At 70.0% G+C, this 24408-nt stretch carries 16 protein-coding genes and 2 pseudogenes; 15 read left to right on the top strand and 3 right to left on the bottom strand.

What is annotated here, in order from left to right:
• Positions 1 to 5: 5 nt before the first annotated feature.
• The 8 genes from NMN56_RS02745 (at position 6) to NMN56_RS02710 (ending at position 9874) form a co-directional block, all read left to right on the top strand.
• On the top strand, positions 6 to 1688 hold the full coding sequence (locus NMN56_RS02745; protein WP_274043505.1) for an extracellular solute-binding protein: 1683 nt from the start codon (positions 6 to 8) through the stop codon (positions 1686 to 1688).
• Positions 1685 to 3193 carry a M1 family metallopeptidase gene (locus NMN56_RS02740; RefSeq protein WP_274043506.1) on the top strand — a complete coding sequence of 503 codons (1509 nt, stop codon included), beginning with the start codon at positions 1685 to 1687 and terminating at the stop codon, positions 3191 to 3193. Before NMN56_RS02745 ends, NMN56_RS02740 begins: the two co-directional genes overlap by 4 nt.
• Before the next feature lie 5 nt (positions 3194 to 3198).
• Entirely contained in the window at positions 3199 to 5466 is a 2268-nt protein-coding gene (locus tag NMN56_RS02735; protein ID WP_274043507.1) for a right-handed parallel beta-helix repeat-containing protein, read from the top strand.
• Positions 5467 to 5744: 278 nt separating this feature from the next.
• Positions 5745 to 6353, top strand: coding sequence for a YdbC family protein (locus NMN56_RS02730; RefSeq protein WP_274043508.1), 609 nt, complete (start codon positions 5745 to 5747; stop codon positions 6351 to 6353).
• Between the two features lie 15 nt (positions 6354 to 6368).
• On the top strand, positions 6369 to 7028 hold the full coding sequence (locus tag NMN56_RS02725; protein ID WP_274043509.1) for a histidine phosphatase family protein: 660 nt from the start codon (positions 6369 to 6371) through the stop codon (positions 7026 to 7028).
• 11 nt (positions 7029 to 7039) lie between these two features.
• Entirely contained in the window at positions 7040 to 8188 is a 1149-nt protein-coding gene (locus NMN56_RS02720) for an ADP-ribosylglycohydrolase family protein (protein ID WP_274043510.1), read from the top strand.
• A gap of 276 nt (positions 8189 to 8464) precedes the next feature.
• Positions 8465 to 9142, top strand: a complete 678-nt coding sequence (gene rnhB, locus NMN56_RS02715; RefSeq protein ID WP_274043511.1) for a ribonuclease HII — start codon at positions 8465 to 8467, stop codon at positions 9140 to 9142.
• A gap of 114 nt (positions 9143 to 9256) precedes the next feature.
• Positions 9257 to 9874, top strand: coding sequence for a hypothetical protein (locus NMN56_RS02710; RefSeq protein ID WP_274043512.1), 618 nt, complete (start codon positions 9257 to 9259; stop codon positions 9872 to 9874).
• Between the two features lie 492 nt (positions 9875 to 10366).
• Here NMN56_RS02710 and NMN56_RS02705 read toward each other — a convergent pair.
• Positions 10367 to 10963, bottom strand: a pseudogene (locus NMN56_RS02705) (hypothetical protein); the annotation flags it as partial.
• Between the two features lie 173 nt (positions 10964 to 11136).
• Entirely contained in the window at positions 11137 to 13326 is a 2190-nt protein-coding gene (locus tag NMN56_RS02700) for a RecQ family ATP-dependent DNA helicase (RefSeq protein ID WP_274043513.1), read from the bottom strand.
• 133 nt (positions 13327 to 13459) lie between these two features.
• Here NMN56_RS02700 and NMN56_RS02695 point away from each other — a divergent pair, with 133 nt between their 5' ends.
• From NMN56_RS02695 to NMN56_RS02685, 4 genes and pseudogenes are all read left to right on the top strand, one after another.
• Complete coding sequence (locus NMN56_RS02695; RefSeq protein ID WP_274043514.1) at positions 13460 to 14737, top strand: DUF4192 domain-containing protein; 1278 nt, start codon at positions 13460 to 13462, stop codon at positions 14735 to 14737.
• 108 nt (positions 14738 to 14845) lie between these two features.
• Complete coding sequence (locus tag NMN56_RS43190) at positions 14846 to 15358, top strand: glycogen debranching N-terminal domain-containing protein (protein WP_430542447.1); 513 nt, start codon at positions 14846 to 14848, stop codon at positions 15356 to 15358.
• Positions 15359 to 16372: 1014 nt separating this feature from the next.
• Positions 16373 to 17128, top strand: coding sequence for an NUDIX hydrolase (locus tag NMN56_RS02690; RefSeq protein ID WP_274043515.1), 756 nt, complete (start codon positions 16373 to 16375; stop codon positions 17126 to 17128).
• Positions 17129 to 17412: 284 nt separating this feature from the next.
• Positions 17413 to 18313: pseudogene (locus tag NMN56_RS02685) on the top strand (ATP-binding cassette domain-containing protein); the annotation flags it as partial.
• Between the two features lie 544 nt (positions 18314 to 18857).
• On the opposite strand, the gene NMN56_RS02680 reads toward NMN56_RS02685, so the two are convergent.
• The gene (locus tag NMN56_RS02680; RefSeq protein WP_280842778.1) at positions 18858 to 19175 is read right to left on the bottom strand and encodes a hypothetical protein; all 318 of its coding nucleotides are present in this window, start codon (positions 19173 to 19175) and stop codon (positions 18858 to 18860) included.
• 373 nt (positions 19176 to 19548) lie between these two features.
• Here NMN56_RS02680 and NMN56_RS02675 point away from each other — a divergent pair, with 373 nt between their 5' ends.
• From NMN56_RS02675 to NMN56_RS02665, 3 genes are all read left to right on the top strand, one after another.
• A complete protein-coding gene (locus NMN56_RS02675; RefSeq protein ID WP_280842779.1) occupies positions 19549 to 20436 on the top strand; it encodes a hypothetical protein in 888 nt (295 codons plus the stop codon).
• A gap of 560 nt (positions 20437 to 20996) precedes the next feature.
• Positions 20997 to 22031, top strand: coding sequence for a FadR/GntR family transcriptional regulator (locus NMN56_RS02670; RefSeq protein ID WP_274043701.1), 1035 nt, complete (start codon positions 20997 to 20999; stop codon positions 22029 to 22031).
• A gap of 509 nt (positions 22032 to 22540) precedes the next feature.
• A complete protein-coding gene (locus tag NMN56_RS02665; protein ID WP_274043516.1) occupies positions 22541 to 24148 on the top strand; it encodes an RNA polymerase sigma factor in 1608 nt (535 codons plus the stop codon).
• The last annotated feature ends 260 nt before the right edge of the window (positions 24149 to 24408 follow it).

Raw genomic sequence — 24408 nt, 5'->3', positions numbered from 1 at the left:
CCAGCGTGCCGAGTCCACCGACGATCAACCGCAGACACCTCATCCGTATCGGCGCCGGCACCCTGCTCGGTGCCGTGGCGGCTCCGCTGCTCACCGCGTGCGGCAGCGGGGCGACCGCGGGGAAGGCGGGAGCCAAGAGTGCCAAGCTGCTGCCCGCGCACACCCCGCTCAACAGCGCCGTCGAGCCCGATTTCAAGGGGACGGCGGCGGGGGTGCCCCAGGGCTTCTACACCTACCCGGACAAGCCCGTACGTTCCGTGCGGCGCAAGCCGCTCAAGGGCGCCTCCGCCGTCACGTTCGGCACCACGACCTTTCTGCCACCGGCGCCCTCACGCGGCAGGAACGCCGCATGGCGGGCCATCGAACGGAGGCTCGGCGGCCGGGTCGACATCACGGCGGTGCCGACCGACGACCACGCGACGAAGTTCAACACGCAGGTGGCCAGCGACAACCTCCCCGACCTCTTCACCTATCCGGAGACGGGTGGCGTCAAGAACATCCAGGGGTTCCTGCGCGCCAAGTGCGCCGACCTGACTCCGCACCTCTCGGGCGAGGCCATCAAGGACTATCCGAACCTGGCCGCCATACCCAGGACCGCCTGGCAGAAGATGATCTACGACGGGAAGCTCTACGGCATCCCCATCGCCCGCTCGGGCACCGGCGGCCTCGGCTACTACCGGCACGACCTGTTCGAGGAGGCCGGGGTCTCCTCTCTCGACGAGATCACCGACATGGACCGTCTCTTCGAACTGTTCAAGGAACTCACCAGACCGGCCAAGAAGCAGTACGCCGTGGTCGCCGGCATGACCAACACGCTCGCCCAGCTCCATGGTGCGCCCTATTTCTGGCAGGCGAACCCGGAGACCGGGAAGTTCACCTTCGACCTGGAGACCGACGCCTACAAGGCAGCCGTGGAGATGGCACGCAAGCTCTACAAGGCGGGCTGCTTCTACCCCGGCACCCTGGGCATGACCGGAGCCCAGAAGTCGCAGTACACCAACCTCTTCAAGAGCGGCAAGGGCGCCTACGTGTACGACGGGCTGCCCGACTACCTCACGCCGACCGGCTACCGGCACTCCATGGAGCGCACCGACAAGAGCTTCGACGTGCGCCCCTTCACCCCGGTCGGCAAGGACGCCGTCGTCTGGGCCGATGCCGTCGTCCTGAGCCGGAACTTCGTCAAGAAGGCGCCGGAGAAGCGGGTCAAGGAGATCCTCCGGCTCGCCGACTGGGCGGCTGCGCCCTTCGGTACGGAGGAGTACACGCTCATCAACTACGGCGTCGAGGGCACCGACCACCGCCGCGACAGCAAGGGCAACCCGGTGCTCACCAAGCAGGGCATCCAGGACATCGCCGTCCCGTTCAAGTTCCTGGCCTCGGGCGTCCCCGCCGTCTACGACCCCGAGTCCAAAGAAGCGGTCCGCCATCTCCACGGCGCCTACGCGGACATGATCCCGAAGATGCTCAAGGACCCCACGCTCTCCCTCACCTCGCCGACCTGGGACGCGGACGGTCTCGGCTCCCTGCTCACGCTGCGGCAGGACGGGCTCAAGGACATCATCAGCGGCCGGAAGCCCATGGCGTACTACGGCGAACTCGTCAAGGAGATCCTCAGCAAGGGCGCTGAGAAGGCCCGCGGAGAGTTCGAGGACGCCTACGCGCAAGGAAAGAAAGGGAACAAGAAGTGACTCGTACGCTCCAGGAACGTTCCCCCCGGCGCCGTACCCGGCTGCGAGGCGCCGTCGCACTCGGCGCCTGCGCCGCCTGCCTGGCCCTCGCCCTCCCCACTCCCGCGGCTGCCGGGGACCCCTCGCCCGGTGCTCCCTCGCCCGGTGCGCCGGGCGCCGGAGACCCGCTCTTCCCCAGGGCAGGCAACGGCGGTTACGACGTGCGCAACTACGACCTCTCCTTCGACTTCACCCCCGGAAGCTACGACTTCACCGGCACGATGAAGATCTCCGCCGTCACCACCCAGGCGCTCTCGTCCTTCCACCTGGACACCGACGGCCACACCATCGACCGGGTCACCGTCGACGGTCGCCGCGCCGCTTTCAAGCTGGAGACGGGCGACGGTGGCGAGAAAGCGGGCACCGGCCAGGAGCTGGTCGTCACACCGGCCCAACCGCTGCGTTCCGGGCGCCACTTCGAGGTCACCGTCGCCTACCACGGCAACGGCAAGGACCCTCGCACGGGCGCCCAGGGTTGGAGCTTCATCAGTGACGGCGGGTTCGTCTCCACGGTCCAGGCGACCCGTGCCGACACCTTCGCACCCGTGAATGACACGCCCTCGGACAAGGCCACATGGGACTTCCACCTCACGGCGCCCAAGGGCTGGACCGCAGCGGCCAACGGCAAGCGGACCGGCAAGCGCCGCGCAGGAGACACCAGGACCACCTGGGACTTCGCGCTCGACTCCCCGATGGCGCCCGAACTGATGGGCATATCCGTCGCGAAGCAGACCGAGCTGCGCGGCAAGGGACCGCACGGTCTGCCGCTGCGCCACTACGTTCCCTCGGGCCAAGTTGAACGCTACAAGCCGGTCGTTGAGCGTACCGGCGGGCAGATCGCCTGGCTGGAGAAGCAACTCGGCGCCAAGTACCCCTTCGACACGTACGGCGTACAGATCGTCAAGGACGGCTACGACGCGGCACTGGAGAACCAGACGCTCTCCGTCTTCAGCCCCAACTGGTTCAAGGACGCGGAGAAGAACGACAAGTACACGACCACGATGGTGCATGAACTGACCCACCAGTGGTTCGGCGATTCCGTCACCCCCTCCGACTGGCAGCAGGCATGGCTCAACGAGGGCCCCGCCGTCTACTACGCGGCGCGCTGGGCCGACGACAAGGGCTTCCAGCCGATCGAGGAGAAGATGAAGGAGGCGTACGGCAAGCTCGACGCGGTCCGCAAGACCGACGGGCCGCCCGGACTCCCCACCGAACTGGGCGGGTTCAACATCTACGACGGCGCCGCCGTCGTCCTCTACGCGCTCAGCCAGGAGACCGGAGAGAAGACCTTCGACCGGATCATGCGCTCCTGGGTCACCCGCCACGCCCACTCCAACGCGAGCAGCCGTGACTTCATCCGGAACGCCGTCGAGGTGTCCGGCGACCCCTCCCTCACCACGTTCCTGAAGCACTGGCTCTACGACAAGGACAACCCGCCCATGCCCGGCCACCCGGATTGGAGCTGAGCGCCATGCGTGCCCCTTCCCTCTTGTCCGCCGCCGTCGCCGCAGCCGGACTCACCGCACTTGTGGCCACTGCCCTGCCCGCCTCCACCGCACAGGCGGCGCCTTCACCCCGCACCCTGCACGCCTCCCCGGAAGGAACAGGCGCACGGTGCACCGCCGGGCGCCCCTGCTCCCTCGAAGGCGCCCGCGACAGGGCCCGTAAGGACATCGCGGACGGCATGGACCGTGACCTGCGCATCCAACTGGCGGGCGGCGTCTACGAGAGAACCGAACCGCTGCGCCTGGACGCCAGGGACTCGGGCCGCGACGGGCACACCGTGCGCTGGACGGCGGCGCCCGGAGCGAAGCCCGTACTGTCCGGCGGCCGGCGGATCACCGGCTGGCAGGCCGGAGAGGGCGGCACCTGGCAGGCCAGTGTTCCCGAAGGCGTCACTCCGCGTCAGCTCTTCGTCGACGGCCAACGCGCCACCCGCGCACGCGGCGCCGCCTGCGCTGCGGACGTCTGCGACGCAGGCAAGGACGGCATGACCGGAGCCCGGGCCTCCGGCGTCGCCGACTGGAAGCGCCCGACCGAAGCAGAGGCTGTCATCCGGGTCCGGTGGCGCAACTACCACTGCCGTATCACCGGCGTCGAGGGCGACACCCTCACCTTCGCGCGGCCCTGCTGGACGAACTCGGCCTCCGGTACCGGACGTACGGGCCCTGCCTGGGACACCACCACGGTCGACAGCGCGAAGTACCAGGGCGTGTCCTGGTTCGAGAACGCGCCGGAACTCCTGGACAAACCGGGCGAGTTCACCTGGGACGCACAGGACCGCACCGTCACCTATCTGCCCCGCAAGGGCGAACGCATGGACGAGGCCGAGACCGTCACGCCCCGTACCGAACAGCTCGCCGTTCTCGACGGAACGCACCATGTGGCGCTGACCGGCATCGGATTCCAGTACGCCGCCTACCACCAGCCGAACACCGACGAGGGCTACGCCGGAACCCAGGCGGGGCTCACCCTCACCGGCGCCGAAGGCCCCCAGGACCAGGCGGGCCGTCACTACACCAAGCCCTCCGCTGCCCTGACCGTACGCGGCGGACGGCACCTCACCGTCGACCGCGCCGACTTCACCCACCTCGGCGGCGCCGGCATCGTCCTCGAACGCGGAACCAAGGACTCCACCGTCACCCGCTCCTCCCTCACCGACCTCTCCTCCGGCGCCCTCTACATCGGCGACACGGAGCCACGCCCCGAGCCCGGACTGCGGGGTGAGCGCAACACGGTCGCGTACAACACCATCCGCGAGACAGGGCGCGAGTACACCGACGCCGTCGGCATCTGGGCCGGGTACGAGGCCGGACTCACCGTCGACCACAACACTCTCGACCGGCTGCCCTACTCCGGCATCTCCGTCGGCTGGGGCTGGAACCAGCCCGAGGTCCGGAAGTCCGTGCTCCGCGACAACCGGATCACCCACAACCGCATCACCGACGTGATGCGGGTCAAGGACGGCCAGCACGACGGCGGCGCCATCTACACCCAGGGCGCCCAGCACGGCTCCACGATCTCCGGCAACTACATCAACCGTTCCGCCTACGGGAACACCGAGCGCGACGGCAACGGCATCTACCTGGACGAACAGAGCTCCCATCTGAAGGTCGAGAAGAACGTCCTCACCCGGCTCGGCTACAAGTGGGTCTCCAACTGGGCCGGCTACGGCATCGACAACCACGCCACCGGCAACTGGACCGACACACCCGCACCGGCCCTCGGCGGTGAGGGCTCCACCATGACCGGCAACCACACGGGGCTCGACCGGCTGCCGGCCGCCGCACTCAAGGTCGCGGCCCGCGCGGGCGCCGCACCCGGGGGAGAGGTCGAACAACTGCGGCCCGACCTCGCCAGGGGCGCCACAGCCACCCAGTCCTCCACCGAGGGCGAGGCCGGCGCGGCCAGGGCGCTCGACGGCGACACCAACACCGACACGGCGACCCTTGAGGAGAAGGGCGCCTGGTGGCAGGCCGACCTCGGCGCCAGGCGGCGTCTCGGCCAGATCGAGGTGTGGAACGGCGCGTCCACGGCCACGGCCGACTTCGACGTGCTGCTCTCCGACAACCCCGCCTTCACCGGGGCCACCCGTATCCCGGTCACCGGCGCGGCACTGCGCCCGACCCTCCTGGAAACGGAAGGCGCCACCGCCCGCTACATACGGATCGAACTGCGCGGCAGCGGAAAGGTCGCCCTCTCCTCCGTACTCGCGCACCCCGACAAACGGAACGGCTGACCGGCTCGCGATCCTTCGCCCCCTGGAAGCAGCACCCACGGTTCGGCCGCGGGGACCGCCGGATGACGGCCGGGCGCCGCCGTCCGCCGCCATCCGGCGTCTCTGCGCTCCTCCGCAGTCCTCTGCGGTCCACGGCCGTCCGTCGTCCTCCGCGGTCGTCCGCCGCGGAGAACGGCGGCCGAACCGGGGGCGCACGCCAGGGCACGAAGGCGGAGCAAGAGCGCGTAGTGCCCTGCGCACGAGCGAACGGGGCGCTGGGATGGCCGTACGATAGCGCGGTGCTGGTCAAGTGGATGCGCTGCACCGTCATCGACCGTCCTGGCTTCGAACGGGCGCAGCGAAAGTGGGCTGGGCTGCTCGGAGAGCCGGGGTTCCGCGGCCAGGGCGGCGGCTGGAGCCGTGGGCGTACCGGGGTCGCGCACCTCTTCGGCTTCTGGGAGAGCCGCGCCTTCTACGACTCCTTCATGGCGCGCTCCTACGACAGGCTGCACGCGTCGCAGGTCGGCACGTACAAGGAGCTTCAGGTACGGCTCTTCGAATACCGCTTCGACGTGAAGACCGGCTTCCGCCCCGTCTTCACCGACGCCGACCTGCTGCGCGTCGCCCACTGCCGGGTGCGCCCCGACCGGGTGGAGCACTACACCCTGATGCAGGAGAAGGTGTGGAACCCCGCGATGGCCGGTTCACCCGGCATGCTGCGCGGGGTCTTCGCACAGGCACACACGGAGGACGAGTTCCTGGTCCTGTCGATGTGGGACTCGGCGGCCGAGCACGGCAAGTACCGCACCGAACGTGTGGAACGCCTGGCCCTCCGCGCCCAGACGGGAGCGGATGTGACCGGTGTGGGCGGAGATGTGATCGATCTGGAGCCGTCCTGGACCGTCTGACCTACTGTGGGGCGTATGGCACGCCCCCGTCGTATCGTCCTCCTGCGGCACGGAGAGTCGGAAGGCAACTCCGACGACACCATCTACGAGAGGGTGCCTGACCACGCACTCGCGCTCACCGACCGCGGTCTGCGGCAGGCTGAGGAAGCGGGCAAGCGCCTCCGCGAGGTGTTCGGCAACGAGGCCGTCTCGGCCTATGTGTCCCCCTACCGGCGCACCCGCGAGACCCTGGTCGCGCTCGGACTCGACCCCTCTTTGCTGCGCGTACGCGAAGAGCCCCGGCTGCGCGAGCAGGACTGGGGCAACTGGCAGGACCGTGAGGACGTGCGCCAGCAGAAGAAGTACCGCGACGCTTATGGCCACTTCTTCTACCGTTTCGCGCAGGGCGAGTCGGGCGCCGATGTCTACGACCGCGTGGGCGCCTTCCTGGAGAGCCTCTGGCGCAGCTTCGAGGCGGAAGACAACCCGCCGAACGTCCTGCTGATCACCCACGGCCTCACGATGCGGCTCTTCTGCATGCGCTGGCTGCACTGGACCGTCGAGGAGTTCGAATCGCTCTCGAACCCCGGCAACGGTGAGTCCCGCACCCTTCTCCTCGGTCCCGACGGCCGCTACCACCTCGACCGGCCCTTCGAACGCTGGCACACACCCCGCTCTTACGGGCTCTCCCGTTAGAGTCGCGGATCATGAGTGCCGAACCCCATGACCTTGCACGCAGTGAGCGGGTATCCGGCGCCCTCGCCAGCCTGCGCGGGCTGGCCGTGGGCGATGCCCTGGGCTCACAGTTCTTCGTTCCCGACAACCACGTGCTGCTGCGCAGGCGTGAACTGCCGTCCGGGCCGTGGCAGTGGACCGACGACACCGAGATGGCCTGCTCCCTGTTCGCCGTACTGTCCGCGCACGGCCACGCCGACCAGGAAGCGCTGGCTGCCTCCTTCGCGGAGCACCACGATTCCGACCGCGGCTACGGGCCCGCCGTGAACCGGATGCTGCGTCGGATCCGCCAGGAGGGCGCGGACTGGCGCGAGTTGGCCGCCTCCCTCTTCGAGGGCCAGGGCTCCTGGGGCAACGGCGCCGCGATGCGCGTGGCACCCCTCGGCGCCTGGTTCGCCGACGACGCCGAGCACGCCGCCGAGCAGGCGGAACGCTCGGCCCGGGTCACCCACACGCACCCCGAGGCCGTCGCGGGCACCCGCGCCGTAGCAGCCGCAACGGCGCTGACGGCCGCGAGCAGCGTTGCCTCCGTCCGGAACCCCGTAAACAGCTCCGCCGCGAACTCCGAGCGCGGCTCCGACCCGCTCTCCGGGAACGACACCCGTCCGTCGCCAGCGCATGACACCGGTCGGCTCTCCGGGGGCCGCACCGGTCCGCTCTCCGCTGGCCACACCGGCCAGGGCCCGCGAGTCGGCTCCGGCTCGGTCTCCGGCCCCGCCTCCGGAACCGTCCAGGCCGGGGGCAGTTCGCTCACGGGATCCGAACTCCTCGGCCGTGTCCAGGAACTCGTCCCCCGCAGCGCGGTACGCGCGGGCGTGCGCCGCGCCGCCGACATGCTGGACTACGCCGACGTCGCCACCGTCGCCGCGGTGCTCGGTTGCGGTCGGCGCACAAGTGCGCACGACACCGTGCCCTTCGCCCTGTGGGCCGCTGCCCGGCACGCCGGCGACTTCCGGGAGGCCGTATGGGCGACCGCGCAGGCGGGCGGTGACATCGACACCACCTGCGCCATCGTCGGCGGCATCGTGGCCGCCGGTGGTCCTGGTGGCTCCGCGCCGCCCCAGGAGTGGACGGAACGCACCGAAGAACTCCCTCCCTGGCTTCGCGACTCCCTGACCTGAACCGGCCCACGCCGCGCGCCGTACGCCGCCGTCACCTGCCCATACCGTTCGCCCTGTCCGCACACCGCCCAGGCGGCTGGGGCCGGCACCGCTCGGCTCTCCACGCGGGGTGCCGCGCGCCTCCGCAGCGTCGGAACCGTCCACGCCGTCAGGCCGCGCCCGACCCCAACTCTCCGTCACCACCGCACGCCCGTAAGCGACCTCTCCTACTCTTTCCTCCGCTTGAGGGGACGCGGCTGAACTCGCCGTCGCCACAGCGGATACGCTGGTACAGCCATGCCGTACGAGCCCCCAACCCACCGCGTCGAGCGATCGCTCCGCGCCACCACCGGAGCGAAGATCGTCGCCGGGGTGGACGAGGTCGGCCGCGGAGCGTGGGCCGGGCCCGTGACGGTCTGCGCCGCGGTCACTGGACTGCGCCGCCCGCCGCCCGGCCTCACCGACTCCAAGCTCATCCCGGAGCCACGCCGCACCGAACTCGCCGAAGAGCTGAGCGGCTGGGTCACCGCATACTCCCTCGGCCACTCCTCCCCGGACGAGATCGATGAACTCGGCATGACCGCCGCCCTGCGCATCGCCGCCGTCCGCGCCCTGGAGACACTGCCCGTACGGCCCGACGCCGTGATCCTGGACGGCAAGCACGACTACCTCGGCCTTCCCTGGAAGGTCCGCACCGTCATCAAGGGCGACGAGTCCTGCGTCGCCGTGGCCGCCGCCTCGGTCATCGCCAAGGTGCGCCGCGACGCCATGATGACCGAACTCGCCGCCGAACACACCGAGTTCGCCTTCCAGGACAACGCCGGATACCCCTCACCCGTCCACAAGGCAGCTTTGGAGGAGTGGGGGCCCACCCCGCACCACCGGCTGTCCTGGTCCTTCATGGACGCATTGACCCACTGGAAGCACCTCAAGCGCACCAGGAGTGAGCCCACGGAGCAGATCGGCCTCTTCTGACCCGGCACGGCCGGGCGACGCCGTCACGAAGTACCGGACTCCTTCACGGGCACCTCCCCATGGATCCCGTACCCGCTGACACGTCCCATTCCGCCATTTGATAGACATCACCTCATGCCTCTCACCCCCGAGGAGCCACAGATTTACGAGAGCGTCCCGGGCCCCCGCAATGCAGCGGGAGCAGCCCGAACTCCGCAGGCACCCCGAACCGCCGCGCCCGTCCCCGGCCCCCGGCCCTCTCCGCGCCCCGCACAGCCGCGCGCGGACACCAAGGGCCCCAGTACCCCGGGCCGCCCCGGCGGCTCGGGCAAGGGCAACAAGCCGGCCTCGAACGCGCCTGCCTCACCTGCCCCCACCGCGCAGATCCAACTGGTCGGCGCGACCGAAGCGACCGCTGTGGAGGTCGCCGACGAGACCGTCGACAAGCTCCTCGACGAAGGTCGCGCCCCCAACGAGATCCTGCTGATCACCACGGGCGAGCAGCATCCGTGGGCCCAGCACGAACTCTCCTTCGGTGAGGACGCCTACTGGCGCCAACTCGCCGACGGCGAGGACCTCTTCTGCGCCCACTCCTCCGTCGTCGCCCGCACGACCCAGCGAGCCATCGTGCTGCTCGCCGTCAACGGCGGGACCGACCCCGAGGCCGCTGCCGCACTGCCCGCGGCCCTGGAGAAGGCCACGGAGCAGCTCATCGTCTGCGGCGATCCCGAGCGCATTCGCGGCCTGCTCTGACCTTCAGCTCTGTCCCCAGGTCAGCGGCGCCATGCCACGGCACCGGCACCGCTGACCGGAGCGGCCCAGCCGTTCAGCTCCGACCGGAGCCGCTCAGTTCAGCTGGAGCCCTGAGCTTCGTGGGGAAGGTTCCCGCTCAGCTTGAGCTGCTGGTTGAGCTCAGTGGGCACCGGCAGGACTCTGGCGGTGGGCGCCGGAAGGGCTCTGGGGCTGCCTGGCGCCGACGCCATTGGCCCGCGTTGTCGGCTGCGGCGCGGCTTTGGCCGGCAGAGCGGCTCCTGAGATGAGAGGGGCCGTCGTGCTGCGGGCCGGGTGACCGGGCGCTGTGGACGGGTGCCCGGTACCGGCGACCGCTTCCTGCCCCGGCAGGGACGGTGCCCCCGTGGGGAACGAGTCGACGGACGCAGCGGCAGCCGCGATCGTGCTGTCACCCCCGCTCTCGTCTCCGGTGATGGTCTCGGGCCCCGTACCGGTGCCCGAACCCGTGGTGGTGCCGATCGTCGTGGACGGTGATCTATTGGTTGCGGTTGCGGTTGCGGTTGCGGTTGCGGTTGCGGTTGCGGTTGCGGTTGCGGCCGGGGGCGGGGCCGAGGGACGGCGCCCGCTTCGTCCTTCGCCCAGCACCTGCCATCCGGCGGCTGTCAGGGTGATGTAGGCCCCGCAACGGAGACCGTGCAAGGTGCAGGCGTCCCGCAGGCCCCACATCCACGCGCCGTCCACCGTCGTCCAGCCCTGCTCTCCCAGTCGGCAGCAGAGCAGCACCGCGGTGCGGACGGGAACTCTGCGACGAAGGTCGTGCGGGACGACCCGTCGCAGTTGGCCGAGCAGCGCGTTGCGGAACTCCCACCCGTCGGGATGGGCTGTGTGCTGCGTGAACGACGCGCTGGCGACGAGCCGTTCGTCGGGTCCGAGCACCGCGACGACCGTGGTGGCAGGGCGCGGTCGGTGGCGCTCGTAGAGTCCGGTGACTGTTTCGCGGGGGTCCCGCAGCAGGGGTATCCCGGCCGCCGCCCACTCGGCGGGCTCAAGCATGCGGCCAAGTCGGGACACGGGGTCGGTCGCGGGGGGTGGAGCAAAGCCGAAGGTCACATTCCTCCCTTCGTCCTGGAACCGCTCCAATTCTCGCGGCCACGCGAAGAGGCGGCAATGAACTATCGGCGCATCACGCGGCCGTTTGCGGCTGTCTCCTCTCGTTCTTCCCGCCAGGTCGCCCATTTCCCCTTTCCCACCCCGTCTTCCTTCGGGGGATCTGCGCCTGCCTGTCAGTTCTGCACGGCCAGGACCAGCGGCAACACCTCCTTCGCGCCCGCCTGCCGGAGCATCCGGGCCGCTACGGCGAGGGTCCATCCCGTCTCGGTGAAGTCGTCCACCAGCAACACCGGTCCCGCCACGGCAGCCACGGATTCCGCCAGCTCCGGCGGCATCGTCAGCGCCTCGTGCACAGCCCGCAGCCGCTGGGCACCGTTACTGCGCGGTCCCGCCGCGACCCCGTACTCGTCCACGCAGGTCACAGCCCCCAGCAGCGGCATCCTGCCGATGTCGGCGATACGTTCCGCGAAGGAGCGCACCAACTGCGGCCGTGTCAGGGACTCGATCGCGACGATTCCCACCGGCCGCTCCATCGCGTCCGCGGCACCAGAAGCCCACCCGCCAGGTCCCTTGGCCCACTCCGTGAGGACGGTCACCGCCCCCTGGAGCACATCGTCCGGCAGGGGCCCGTCGCCGGCTTGCGGGGAGAGGAGGGGCCGCAGACGGTTGCCCCAGCCAATGTCCGAGAGCCTGCCGAGCGCCCGGCCGGCGGACGCCTGCTGCTGTACCGGGATGCGGCCTTTGAGGTCCAGGCCGACAGACTGCATGCCCGTGGGCCACATCTTGCGGGGCTCGACCCTGATGCCCGGCCTGCGCAACTCACCCCGGGCTGCCGCTACTTGTACTTCCTCCACCTCCACCGTGAACCGTGCTCCCGCGCAGTTGTCGCACCGACCGCACGGCGCGGCGTCCTCGTCGTCCAACTCCCGCCGCAGGAACTCCATCCGGCAATCCGACGTCTCGGCGTACCCGCGCATCGCACGCTGTTCGGCCTGCCGTTGCTGCTCCACCCAGGCGTACCGGTCGGCGTCGTACTTCCACGGCTTGTTCGTCGCGGTCCATCCGCCCTTGACCCGGTGCACCGCCCCGTCGACATCGAGGACCTTGAGCATCATCTCCAGCCGGGATCTGCGCAGCTCCACCCTCGGTTCGAGGGCGGGCAGCGACAGCGGCCGGTCCGATGCGGCGAGCACATCCAGGGTGCGACGGACCTGGTCTTCGGGCGGGAAGGCCAGCGAGGCGAAATAGCGCCAGATCGCCTCGTCCTCCTGGCCGGGAAGAAGCAGCACCTCGGCATGGTCCACGCCTCGCCCGGCACGCCCCACCTGCTGGTAGTACGCGATGGGAGAAGAGGGAGACCCCAAGTGGACGACGAAACCGAGGTCCGGCTTGTCGAAGCCCATACCCAGAGCCGATGTGGCCACCAGCGCCTTGACGCGGTTGGCGAGCAGATCCGCCTCCGCCGCCTCACGGTCCGCGTTCTCTGTCTTACCGGTGTAGGAGGCGACCTTGTGACCGCACTGCCGAAGGAAGGCGGAGACCTCCTCGGCGGCGGCCACCGTGAGGGTGTAGATGATGCCGGAGCCCGGAAGCGCCGTGAGGTGCTGTCCCAGCCACGCCAGCCGGTGCGAGGCGTCCGGCAGACGCAGCACGTTCAGACTCAGGCTTTCCCTGTCCAGCGAACCGCGCAGCACCAGCGCCGCAGCTGCCCCAGGTTCCTGCTGTCCGTCCGTTCCGCCTCCGGTGCCGAGCTGTTCGGCGACATCCGCCGTCACCCGGGCGTTGGCCGTCGCCGTGGTCGCCAGCACGGGCACACCGTGGGGCAGCTCCGCGAGCATGGTGCGGAGCCTGCGGTAGTCCGGCCGGAAGTCGTGTCCCCAGTCGGAGATGCAGTGTGCCTCGTCCACCACGAGAAGGCCGGTGGAGGCGGTCAGCTTGGGGAGCACCTGGTCGCGGAAGTCCGGATTGTTCAACCGCTCCGGGCTCACCAGCAGGACGTCCACCTCTCCCGCCGCGACCTCGGCCTCGATCGTGCCCCAGTCCTCCTGGTTGGCGGAGTTGATGGTGCGGGCGTGGATGCCGGCGCGTGCTGCCGCCTCCACCTGGTTCCGCATCAGCGCAAGCAGCGGAGAGACGATCACGGTTGGCCCCGAGCCGCGCCTGCGCAGCAGCGCGGTGGCCACGAAATACACCGCCGACTTGCCCCAGCCCGTGCGCTGGACCACCAGTGCCCGCCGCTTGTCGGCGACGAGCGCCTCGATGGCCCGCCACTGGTCCGTGCGCAGCCGTGCGGTTCCTTCGTGGTCGCCGACGAGACCGGCCAGCACGGCGTCGGCCTCTTGGCGCAGCTCTGTGTCACTCATGCGCCCATGCAACCCGATGACACCGACAGCCGACGAATGGGCTCATGTGGATAACCCCATATTTGTATGACTAATCACAAGGTCTGTGGATATCTTTCAGCGCCGGTCCTTCACCGGCGGGCACGGTCGAGTCATGACAGACCACGACCGCGAATCAAGCGGAAACGAGTCCCCGGACGCAGGGGACGACCACCGACCGGAGCGCGTCACGGACTCCGGCGGTAGCGGCGGCGCGGGGGCCGTCCCTACCGTTGGCCAGAGGACGGACGTCTCCTTGCGGGGGCCGGCGGAGCTGGCTGACTCCCTGCCGTACCTTCTCGGCTTCTATCCCGACGACTCCATCGTCGTGGTGGCTCTGCACGGCGAGCGTGGCCGCTTCGGCGCGCGCATCAGGATGGGCATCCCCGACACGGACGAGGGCTGGCAAGCTCTGGCCCCTCAGCTCGCCGAGTGCCTCGACGCCACCGCGCAGGCCCGCGGCCCGAGGCCGGACGGTGCCATCGTCTTCCTCTGCCAGGAACCCGCCGAAGGGGAGAGCGCGGGGAAGGAGGTGATGGAGCGGTTCAGGCCGCTCATCCAGCGGCTCCGGGTGGCATGCGGCGAACTGGAGATGCCCGTGTACGAGGCGCTGTGCCTCTCGGACGGGTGCTATTTCAGCTACTGCTGCCCTGATCCGAACTGCTGCCATCCCGACGGAATGCCCCTGGCGGCGCCCGGCACCTCGGCCATGGCCGCCGCTGCCACTTACGCGGGAGTGCGGGTGCACGGTTCGCTCCGCGAGATGGAGAAGAGGTTCACCGCCCTGGGGCCTCCTTTCGCGGACCAACAGGAACGGATCCTGGACGCCGTCGGCGCTGCCCTCGTACAGCGGATGCTGACCGCTGAGGGCCGTCGGCAACTATGTGACGACACCATGGCCCTCGCGGGAAATCTCCTCGGCCGCTTCCACCGCTCCATTTCCGCGGCGGCAACGCAAACGGCAGCCGACGCACATGACGACGGACTCCTTGGCCACGACGAAGCAGCTGCCATGATCCTCGGTCTCCAGGACCGCAGGACCCGTGACCGCGCGGCGGAGTGGATGGAAGGGGTGGATGTCAGTCCTGCCCTCCGTCTCTGGCGGGCGCTGGCACGCCGTTGTGTCGGCCGCTACGACGGTCACGCGGCGGCCCTGCTCGCCCTCGCCGGATGGGTGGCCTGGTCCGGCGGCGATGTGGCGACCGCCCGGGTCGCTCTCGGCAAGGCTCTGCGTGCGGATCCCGACTACCTCTTCGCGCAACTGCTCCACCAGGCGTGCAACGAGGGACTTGACCCCGAGCTGCTGCGCCGTTGCATGCGGGAGGAACGGCGGCTGCGCGAGGCGGCCGACAGCGACGACGAGCCCGACCCCAGTTGGGACACGGCCCCATGACCCCTCAGCCCGCGCGCCGTCCACCTGAGTGGGAGATGACGCGGACCCCACCCCCTGCCACACCCGGCTGCGGCCGGTCCAAGGAGAAGAGGAAGCGGAGGATCGCGTATGTCCATGGTCGCGGAGAAGACGGCGGCCCGGTGTCCGGCGCCGGAGCCAGCGACCGGTGCCGCCCCAAGCCGCCCTTCGCGTGAGGGAGTTCCTCTCTGGCCCACGGGCGAGCACCGGCCCGCGCATCTGCCCCTCATCTGCGCCGCGGCACCGGCGCCGGCCATCTCAGCGGAGGACGGACAACTGCGGGGCGAGGGCCTGGAGGGGCTCCACGGCGCGGGTGACCGAGTGCTCTCACGCTGTCAGCTCCGGGTGGCGGGTCAGGAACCGGTTCCTGACCAGGGACGCACGGTGAGCGTCCGGCAGGCAAGCTTCGTGGCCCGAGCCCGTACTTCAGCGGACAACGGACACGACCCACAGGTCACGCTGGATCGGGTGCGTTCGGTCGACAGCAGCGAACGGATCTGTCTTCGAAGCGCCTCTGGCCGGACTCTGCGGCTTCCCATGGAACTGCACCTCGGGACCGATTTGGCCGAGGTGAAAGCCATCCCCATCGGCAGGCCGGGTTAGGACCGGCAGCCGCGGTGCACGGCATCGGGCTTCGGGCCAGTCACGTGGAGCACGCCACCACCGTCAGCACCCACTCAGCTTCTGGCACCTCCCTGGCCACTACGGGCCTTCCTCAGCGGGACTGCGAGCTGTCGGCAGGTGAGAGCCGCGGCATCGTACTCGGTATCGAGCTGGGCGAACCGACTGCCGCCGCGTGTCCCCGGCCGGGTAACGGAAGCAGGGGGAGGGGGCCCAGGGGCTCTGGCCCGGAGTCAGCTCACCGGCCAAGGACAGGACCACGAGAGGATGCCGGGCCCGCTGCGCCGTGTCGGGCCCCGCGTCGGGCCGAGCTGCAAGGCAGTTGCGGCGCCGTCTTCCTGAGGACTACTGGCCGGACGACCGCGCCGGTGGCAGGCCGCTCGCGCTGCGGCTGCGCGACGGACGGCGGCAGAGCCAACTCCGGTGCACGGCAGTCGAATTGCTGGGCACCCGGAGCTGCTGACCCCGGTGCGTACCCAACAGCTCGCCCGGCTGCTGGGCAGCCCTGTGCGGGACTCGGGTTGGGGGTTGCGTCGCGTCCCTGGCGGCGGCCGGCGACGAGAAGGAGGCGGACGCGCTGCTGCGGAGGGCCGTCGGGCAGCGGCTCCCCGAGATGTTCGCCGCTGAACAGCGCGCCGAGGGAGCGTGCCCCTGCCACATCCAGCACCCTGTCGGCCGGCATCTGGGCACGAGGGTGGTCGAGGAAAGGCGGACAGCCCGCACCTCTGCGGTTGAACGACGCGCGGCGGTATCCCGAAGGCGCCGCACGTGGCATGAGCCATCGCCCGGGGCAGCGAAACGGACAGGTCCCGCACGGTAATGCCGGGAGCGGATGGAAGCGGGAGAAGGGGGGAGGGGCCGAGAGAGGGATCGGGATAAGAGGACGGACAGTGTCCGGTGACGGCACGGACCGGGCGCGCGATACATGGCGAAGGAGGTGCGAAAGGTGCAGGAGAACGGACTGTTTATCGTCAGGGAGACGACTATGATCGCGCCATGCCCTACGACCCGTCGGCCTTCCCGCCCTTTGCCGTCACTGTCGACCTGGTGGTGCTCACAGTGCGTCGGCATGCGCTCTGCGCACTGGTCGTACGCCGCGGGGAATCGCCGTATCAGGGGCGATGGGCCCTGCCCGGCGGCTTCGTACGAGGCGACGAGGACCTTGAGGCGGCTGCGGCCCGCGAGCTCACGGAGGAGACGGGGCTGCTCACCCACACCCCGGAGGGCCACGACGCGGGGGCACATCTCGAACAACTGGCCACCTATGGGGATCCGCAGCGGGACCCCAGGATGCGGGTCGTCAGCGTCGCGCATCTCGTACTCGCGCCTGACCTCCCCTCTCCGACGGCCGGCGGGGACGTGCGGAGTGCGCGCTGGGCACCGGTCGACACGCTCTCCTGTCCCGGGGACGGCCTGGCGTGGGAGGGGGAGCAGCAGGTGCCGCTCGCCTTCGATCACGACCGGATCCTCCTGGACGGGGTGGAGCGCGCGCGTTCGAAGATCGAATACTCCTCGCTCGCCACCGCCTTCTGCCCGCCCGAGTTCACCGTCGGAGAATTGCGCAGGGTTTACGAAGCGGTGTGGGGGGTGGTGCTCGATCCACGGAACTTCCACCGGAAGGTGACCGGGACACCCGGGTTCCTGGTGCCCACCGGTGGGACGACGACCCGTCAGGGCGGGCGCCCGGCACAGCTGTTCCGGGCCGGAGGAGCCACGTTGCTCAACCCGCCGATGCTCCGCCCCGAGGTGTGACGAGCGCACTCACCGGAGGCGACCGGCCCGGCTGACGCATCCCGCTCGGAGGTGACCGGCGACTTGGCGGCGTTCTGGCCGAAGTTCAGTGGCCGGACAGCTGTTCCCAGGAGTCGGCACCCGGGGAGGTGCGACAACGGCCGGGGAGCGACTCGCGGCGAGGCCCGTTGTGCCAGGGTCCGGTGCGGATAGCGGGGGACCGGTGGCGCGGGGTTGCCCGGAAAGTCGGAAATGTCGCGTTATCTTGCAGGAGTGCGTCCGCCACGCGTTCTGCGGGAGAAGCGATGATCCAGGCCATCGGACTCACCAGCACGTCCCGGCGCAAGCGACTGCCGCGTGTCGACGACCTCACCTTCGAGGCGTGCCCCGGCGAGGTCACTGTGCTGCTGGGGCCGACTGGTTCGGGTAAGAGCGAGGCGTTGCGGCTGATGCTGCAACTTCTCCCGGGGCGTGGCGTCGCGCTCTTCCGGGGGCGGTCGGTGCACCGTATCGCGCACCCCGCCCGTGAGATCGGGGTGCTGCTCGGGGACGTGCCCGGGCACCCGGCCCGTACGGCACGGGGGCATCTGCGCATGCTCACAGCGGTGGCGGGTGTACCGCTGGAACGGGCGGACGACGTGCTCGATGTGGTCGGGCTCAGCGGGCTCGCAGGCCAGCGGCTCGGTGACTTCTCGCTGGGGATGGACCGACGTCTCGGTATTGCCACGGCGCTGCTCGGCGACCCGCACACGCTGGTGCTGGATGAGCCGGCGAGCGGACTGTCGCCGCGCGAGGCGAGTTGGCTCTACGGGCTGTTGAGGGGGTATGCGGAGCAGGGTGGGCTGGTGCTGGCCAGTTCGCGGGACCCGAGGGAGGCGGCGCGGCTTGCGGACCGGGTCGTGACGATCGACGGGGGCAGGCTGGTCGCGGACCAGGACGCGGCCGACTTCTCCCGGACACGGCTGAGGCCACGGGTCGCGGTGCGGACACCCCACGCAGAGAGGTTCGCGGCCGTGCTCACCCGGGAGGCACGCAGCGCGGAGCGGAGCAGTCGGGGTAGGGGAGTGGTCGAGGTGGTGTGTGACGGAGGCAGCCGGGTCTCCGTGTACGGCAGCAACTGTGCGGCCGTGGGGGAGTCGGCGTACCGGCACGGGATTCTCGTACACCAGCTCGCCGAGGAAATCGGGGACGCCGGCGACAAAGCACACCCCGGACCCCTCGTCCGAGCGGACGGTCGTGCGCCGAGCGCGAGCGAGGCAGCGGCGCGGCCCTCGGCCGCACCGTCTCTCGCGCAGCCGACATCGGCCTCTGCTCCCGCCCCGACGCCGGGCCTCGCTTCTGCCTCGACATCGGCCTCTGCTCCCGCCCCGACGCCGGGCCTCGCTTCTGCCTCGACATCGGCCTCTGCTCCCGCCCCGACGCCGGGTTCCACTTCTGCCCCGACGTGGGCCTCGGCTTCAGATGCGGCACCGGATGCGACCTTGATGCCGGAAACGGCCGCGGCGCCGGATACGACCACGGCGCCAGGTGCGGCACCAGCCCCGACGGGGGCGCTCACTACGGGGGTTGACGAGGCCGAGCGTACTCGGGGAGGCGGCGGCGGTTCCGGGCTGGAGCCCGAGTCCGTGGTCAAGGCGACGGTGATGGGCAACGCGGAGAGCGGTTCAGCGGGGGAATCGGCTCCGGTTCGGGAGGGGCACGCTTCCGTTCCGGGTCCCACGGTGCACGCAGCCGGGGACGACGCGGCCGATCAGGGAGAGGGGGCCGCTGCGGGGCGAGGCGACGAGTTCGTCCTGGCCTCGCCGTCGACGCCCACCAGTTCCACCGTGTCGCCGACCGCCTCGGCGACACAACCTGTGGTCTCAGCAGCGGCGTTGTCCGGCTCGGCTCTCCCCGCCGACTCCCCGACCACTACCTCCACCGCCCCTGCCTCCGCCTTCGTCACATCACCTACCTCCGTTACCTCCAGCGCTCCCAGCGCTCCTAGTGCTTCCAGCACCTCTGCGAAGACCTCCTCCACTTCTGCTGCCGCCGCAGCTTCTGGTGCGCCGTCCCCTCCCTTTCCCACGTCAACTTCCCCGACCCTCCCTGCCGCTTCACTCAGCGCAGACGCACCGACCGCCCCAGCCCCCGCCCCCACCTCAACCGGCACCCCCTCCCCGACTCCGACTTCGACACCGACTCCGCACCTGGCCCCGGCCTCGGCACCGACCTCGGCCTCGGGCCCGAATCCGACCCTCATCGCGAGCGACGCCTCTGCCACCACTCAGACCTCACCGAGCACATTTGTCTCGTCCACCGCTCAAGCTGCCGCCGCCGTCACTTCCTCCCACTCCCAAGCGACCCGGGCGCGGTCCGGGGCTTCGGCGGCGGGTGGTCACCATGGCTCAGCGCAGGGGGTGCTGCCGCCCTCCCTTCCGGCGGTGCGGAGGCCGGGGCCCGTGGCGCCGGTGCGTTACGAGATGCGCAGGTTGTTCGGGGTGCGGACGCCATGGGTCGTGATGGTTGTGGCTCTGCTCGCGGCTCTCGTCGTGGCCGCGATGCAGGCCCGCACTGGTGCGGGAACAACGGGGGACGAGGGGGCGGGTCTCGCGCCTGTGTTGCGGTTGTTGGTCGCCTGGCCGACGAGCGTGCCGTTCCTGCTGCCCCCGGTCGCGATGGCGGCGGGGCTGCTGGGGGCCTTGGCGTTCGGCCAGGAGTTCCGGTATCCGGCGCTCGCACCCGCGCAGGCCCCCGTGCCCCGTCGACTGGGGCTGCTGCTCGCCAAGTTGCTGGTCACCGGGGGAGTGGCGATTGCGCTGTGCCTGTTCTCGGCGGTGCTGAACGCCGGTGCGCTCGCTCTGCTCTACGGCCCGGGCAGCGGTGTCCTCACCTTCCCCGCTCACGCCTTTGAACTCGCCAACCTCACCAGCCTTTCCGTTCCCGTCGGAAGTGGGACAGCGGGAGACGGTGCGGAAGCGCAGGGGCTCTCGTTCGGGATGCAGGTGCTGGCGGTTCTCGCGATCTGCGTCGGATGCGGGTGGGCGGGCCTGCTGGCGGCGGGCGTGTTCCGGTCAACAGTGGCGGGAGTGACTGCTGTTGCGACTGTTCCGTTGCTGGTCGTCCCGGTCATGAGGAGGTTGCTGGCCGGTCCGGCGATGCATTCCCTCGACGGCCTGCCCGAGCGGCTGCGGTCGGCGCTGCTCTTCCCCTGGCCCTCCGGCGCCGATCAGTGGGTCGCCGTCGTCCTGCGGATCGCCACCCAACCCGTAGGCCGCGCACTGGCGTTGTCGCTGATCGTGCTGTTGGGCGCGTACGTCCTGACGTCGCTGCGCAGCAGGCCGCGCTAGCCAAGCGGACGGTGCCAGGCGACGACCGCAGGGCGCCCGCCCAAGTCGGTTACGCGGCTCCCCCGGACCCTCGCCAACACTCCCTGGCCAACAACCGTCGAGCAACAGTTCCCGGCCAACAACTCCCGACCAACACCCCTCGACCCGCAGCCCCGAACCCGCGACCCCGAACTGTCATCTCCCAACCGTCAGCTGTCCGGCATCAACCCCAGTCGGGCCGGCCTCCGTTCAACGGCCAGTCGGCAGCAGCCGCCCGGGAGGCGCGGGGCTCCGACGAGCCCGTGAACGGGGCCCGTTGGCGTTCTGGGACGAACCCTGTCGGCGGCCCGACGGGTACAGGCGCTCGTGAATCAGCAAGACGTTCAACGGGGATCCGTCGTCAACGGGCCTCACAGGGGCCTGAGATGGCGCTGACCCCCTCTGACGAGGCCCTTTCTTTCCGATAAGGCGTCAATTGTGCGGAAGTCAGCGATCACCCTTTCGTGTGCTTTTCACCAAAGCCCTCAAGGCCGTCGTGAGCCCCGCCGACACAAGTGGTCGTGACTACCCTTGCGCACTCCATGATGACCGCGGCCCGCCCCGTCGACTCTGGCCTCGTCGGCCCGGGCGAGCTGGACCGCTATGCGTACGCCGAGTCCACCGGTACGGCGCGCACCACTACCAACGCACCGGCGTGGGAAGGTTCCGAGGCCGACATGAACCGAGTGGGAAGGCGTGCCACCGGTAGCCGAGGCCGTGGCCTCCACGGTCAACTCGTCCAGCAGTTGGGCCAGATGATCGTCTCGGGGGACCTGGGCGCTGACCGCCCGCTCGTCCCCGAGGAGATCGGCCAGCGCTTCGAAGTGTCGCGTACAGTCGTGCGCGAATCCCTGCGCGTCCTTGAGGCCAAGGGACTTGTCAGCGCGCGCCCGAACGTGGGCACCCGGGTCCGGCCCGTCAGCGACTGGAACCTGCTGGACCCCGACATCATCGAGTGGCGGGCCTTCGGGCCGCAGCGCGAAGGTCAGCGGCGCGAGCTGTGCGAACTGCGCTGGACGATCGAGCCGCTGGCCGCGCGCCTCGCGGCGGGCCAGAGCCGCGACGACGTACAGCAGCGCCTCGGCGACATGGTCGAGATCATGAGTCACGCCCTCGCGCAGGGCGACACCCTCACCTTCTCGCGCGCCGACGCGGAGTTCCACGGCCTGGTACTTCAGGCGGCCGGCAACAGGATGCTGGAGCACCTCTCCGGCATCGTCTCCTCCGCGCTCCAGGTCTCGGGCGGCCCCGCCAGCGGCTGCGAACGGCCTACGGAGACGGCGGTCGGCCATCACCGCCGGGTCGTCGAGGCGCTGATCTCCGGCGAGGCGGCCGTGGCCGAGGCCGCGATGCGCCAGATCCTCGGAGGCCACGCCGAGCCGGTCGCCGCCACGCAGTCCGCACCCGCGCAGGGACAGGGGCAGCCCGGACCGCAGGGCCAGCCGGTACAGGCGGCGCAGCCGGCGCAGTCAGGACAGCCGGTCCAGCCGGCACACGGCGCCGGGCAGGGGACACAGGCCGGAGCCTCCGGCGGTGCCGGTGCCGACCACGTGGTGCCGCCCCCGCGCGAGCACTGAGGCGGTCGGCCGAGCTGAGCCGGGCACGGAACCCGGCGGCGGCCCCGGCGGTACCGGCGGCCCCGGCTTCCCTGTCCTGGCCCCGTCCTGACCCCCGTGCTGAGCCCTCTGACGCGCTCCACCGCCTTGCTCCCTGACCGCCCCACGCGCTGATTCGCGTCACCCGCGAATCCCGCGTCCCCCGCGCGGTCTCGGCCCTCCCCAGGCCCTTCGCGACACGTACGGCCGTGCCTCCGGCTCCCGGCGGCGCGGCCGTACGTTCGGAGATGGGGGTAATTCGTCCGGATCTCCACGCATACAACCAGGTACATGGTGTGACCCGGACCACGTGGAATGGGCGTAACGCTTCCCGCCCCAGCGCGATGACTCAAGAGGTGACAGCCGAGGAGGGAATACGGGCGCCCCGTTCGGGGCTTTTCCCTACGCCGTGTTTCTCCACAGCTTCCGCCCGCGCCGTCGGTTCATTCCCCCCGACGGTCCGCCGTTTCCATCGTTCCGAGAGGTTGTTCGTGTCGGCCAGCACATCCCGTACGCTCCCTGCGGAGATCGCCGAGTCCGAGTCCGTGATGGCGCTCATCGAGCGGGGAAAGGCTGAGGGGCAGATCGCCGGCGATGACGTACGTCGGGCCTTCGAGGCTGACCAGATTCCGCCAACCCAGTGGAAGAACGTTCTGCGCAGCCTCAATCAGATCCTCGACGAGGAGGGTGTGACGCTGATGGTGAGTGCCGCGGAGGCGCCCAAGCGCACCCGTAAGAGCGTCGCAGCGAAGACCCCGGCAAAGCGCACCGCCACCAAGACGGTCGCCGCCAAGACCACAACTGCCAAGAAGGCCACTTCCGCGAGCACGACCACGACATCCACTGTCACCGCGGGGACCGATGTCCCCGTGGGGATCCCGGATGACGGGTCGGCGGCAGATGCCGTGAAGCCCGCAGCAAAGAAGGCCGCAGCGAAGAAGACCACCGCGAAGAAGGCGGCGGCCAAGAAGACGGCCGCACCCAAGAAGACCGCCTCCAAGAAGTCGGTCGTGGACGAACTCCTCGACGGCGACGACGAGATGGTCGAGGAGGTCCCCGCCAAGCCGACGGGCAAGCCCGGCGCCGAGGACGGCCCTCCCGCGACCGAGGTCAAGAACGAGAACGAGGGCTTCGTCCTCTCCGACGACGACGAGGACGACGCGCCGGCTCAGCAGGTTGCCGCCGCCGGCGCCACGGCCGACCCGGTCAAGGACTACCTCAAGCAGATCGGCAAGGTTCCGCTGCTCAACGCCGAGCAGGAGGTGGAGCTGGCGAAGCGGATCGAGGCAGGTCTCTTCGCCGAGGACAAACTGGCTGCCGCCGACAAGCTCGCGCCGAAGCTGGAGCGTGAGCTGGAGATCATCGCCGAGGACGGCCGCCGGGCCAAGAACCACCTGTTGGAGGCCAACCTCCGCCTCGTGGTTTCCCTGGCCAAGCGCTACACAGGGCGCGGCATGCTGTTCCTGGACCTGATCCAGGAGGGCAACCTCGGTCTGATCCGTGCGGTCGAGAAGTTCGACTACACCAAGGGCTACAAGTTCTCGACGTACGCGACGTGGTGGATTCGCCAGGCGATCACCCGCGCGATGGCCGACCAGGCCCGCACCATCCGTATCCCGGTGCACATGGTCGAGGTCATCAACAAGCTCGCGCGTGTGCAGCGTCAGATGCTCCAGGACCTGGGCCGCGAGCCCACCCCGGAGGAGCTGGCCAAGGAGCTGGACATGACGCCCGAGAAGGTCGTCGAGGTCCAGAAGTACGGCCGTGAGCCGATCTCCCTGCACACACCGCTCGGCGAGGACGGCGACAGCGAGTTCGGCGACCTGATCGAGGACTCCGAGGCGGTTGTCCCGGCGGACGCGGTCAGCTTCACGCTCCTCCAGGAGCAGCTGCACTCCGTGCTGGACACGCTCAGCGAGCGTGAGGCGGGCGTCGTCTCGATGCGTTTCGGCCTGACCGACGGTCAGCCCAAGACGCTCGACGAGATCGGCAAGGTCTACGGGGTGACGCGTGAGCGCATCCGGCAGATCGAGTCGAAGACGATGTCGAAGCTGCGTCACCCGTCCCGTTCCCAGGTCCTCAGGGACTACCTCGACTGACGGTCCGGTCCCCGTGATCGCGGGGACCGACAGGACCGGGACCGCGAAGGCCGGTGCTCCCCTCGGGGGGCGCCGGCCTTCGCGTCGTTGTGCGGATGATCGGCGAGCGCCCCGGCGCGCTTCAGCTGCTCGGGATGCGCTGTTCCTGTGCGTGGAACACCCTGGGTAGTCACGTAAGTCCGTACGGTCAGGAGGTCGTTTCATGCGCTTGCTGCGCTGTGAGCGAACACGCGACGTCGGGACCCGGGTCGCGCCGGGAA

Source organism: Streptomyces iconiensis (assembly GCF_028657195.3).
GTDB lineage: Bacteria > Actinomycetota > Actinomycetes > Streptomycetales > Streptomycetaceae > Streptomyces > Streptomyces iconiensis.
This window is presented reverse-complemented; position numbering and strand designations above follow the sequence as displayed.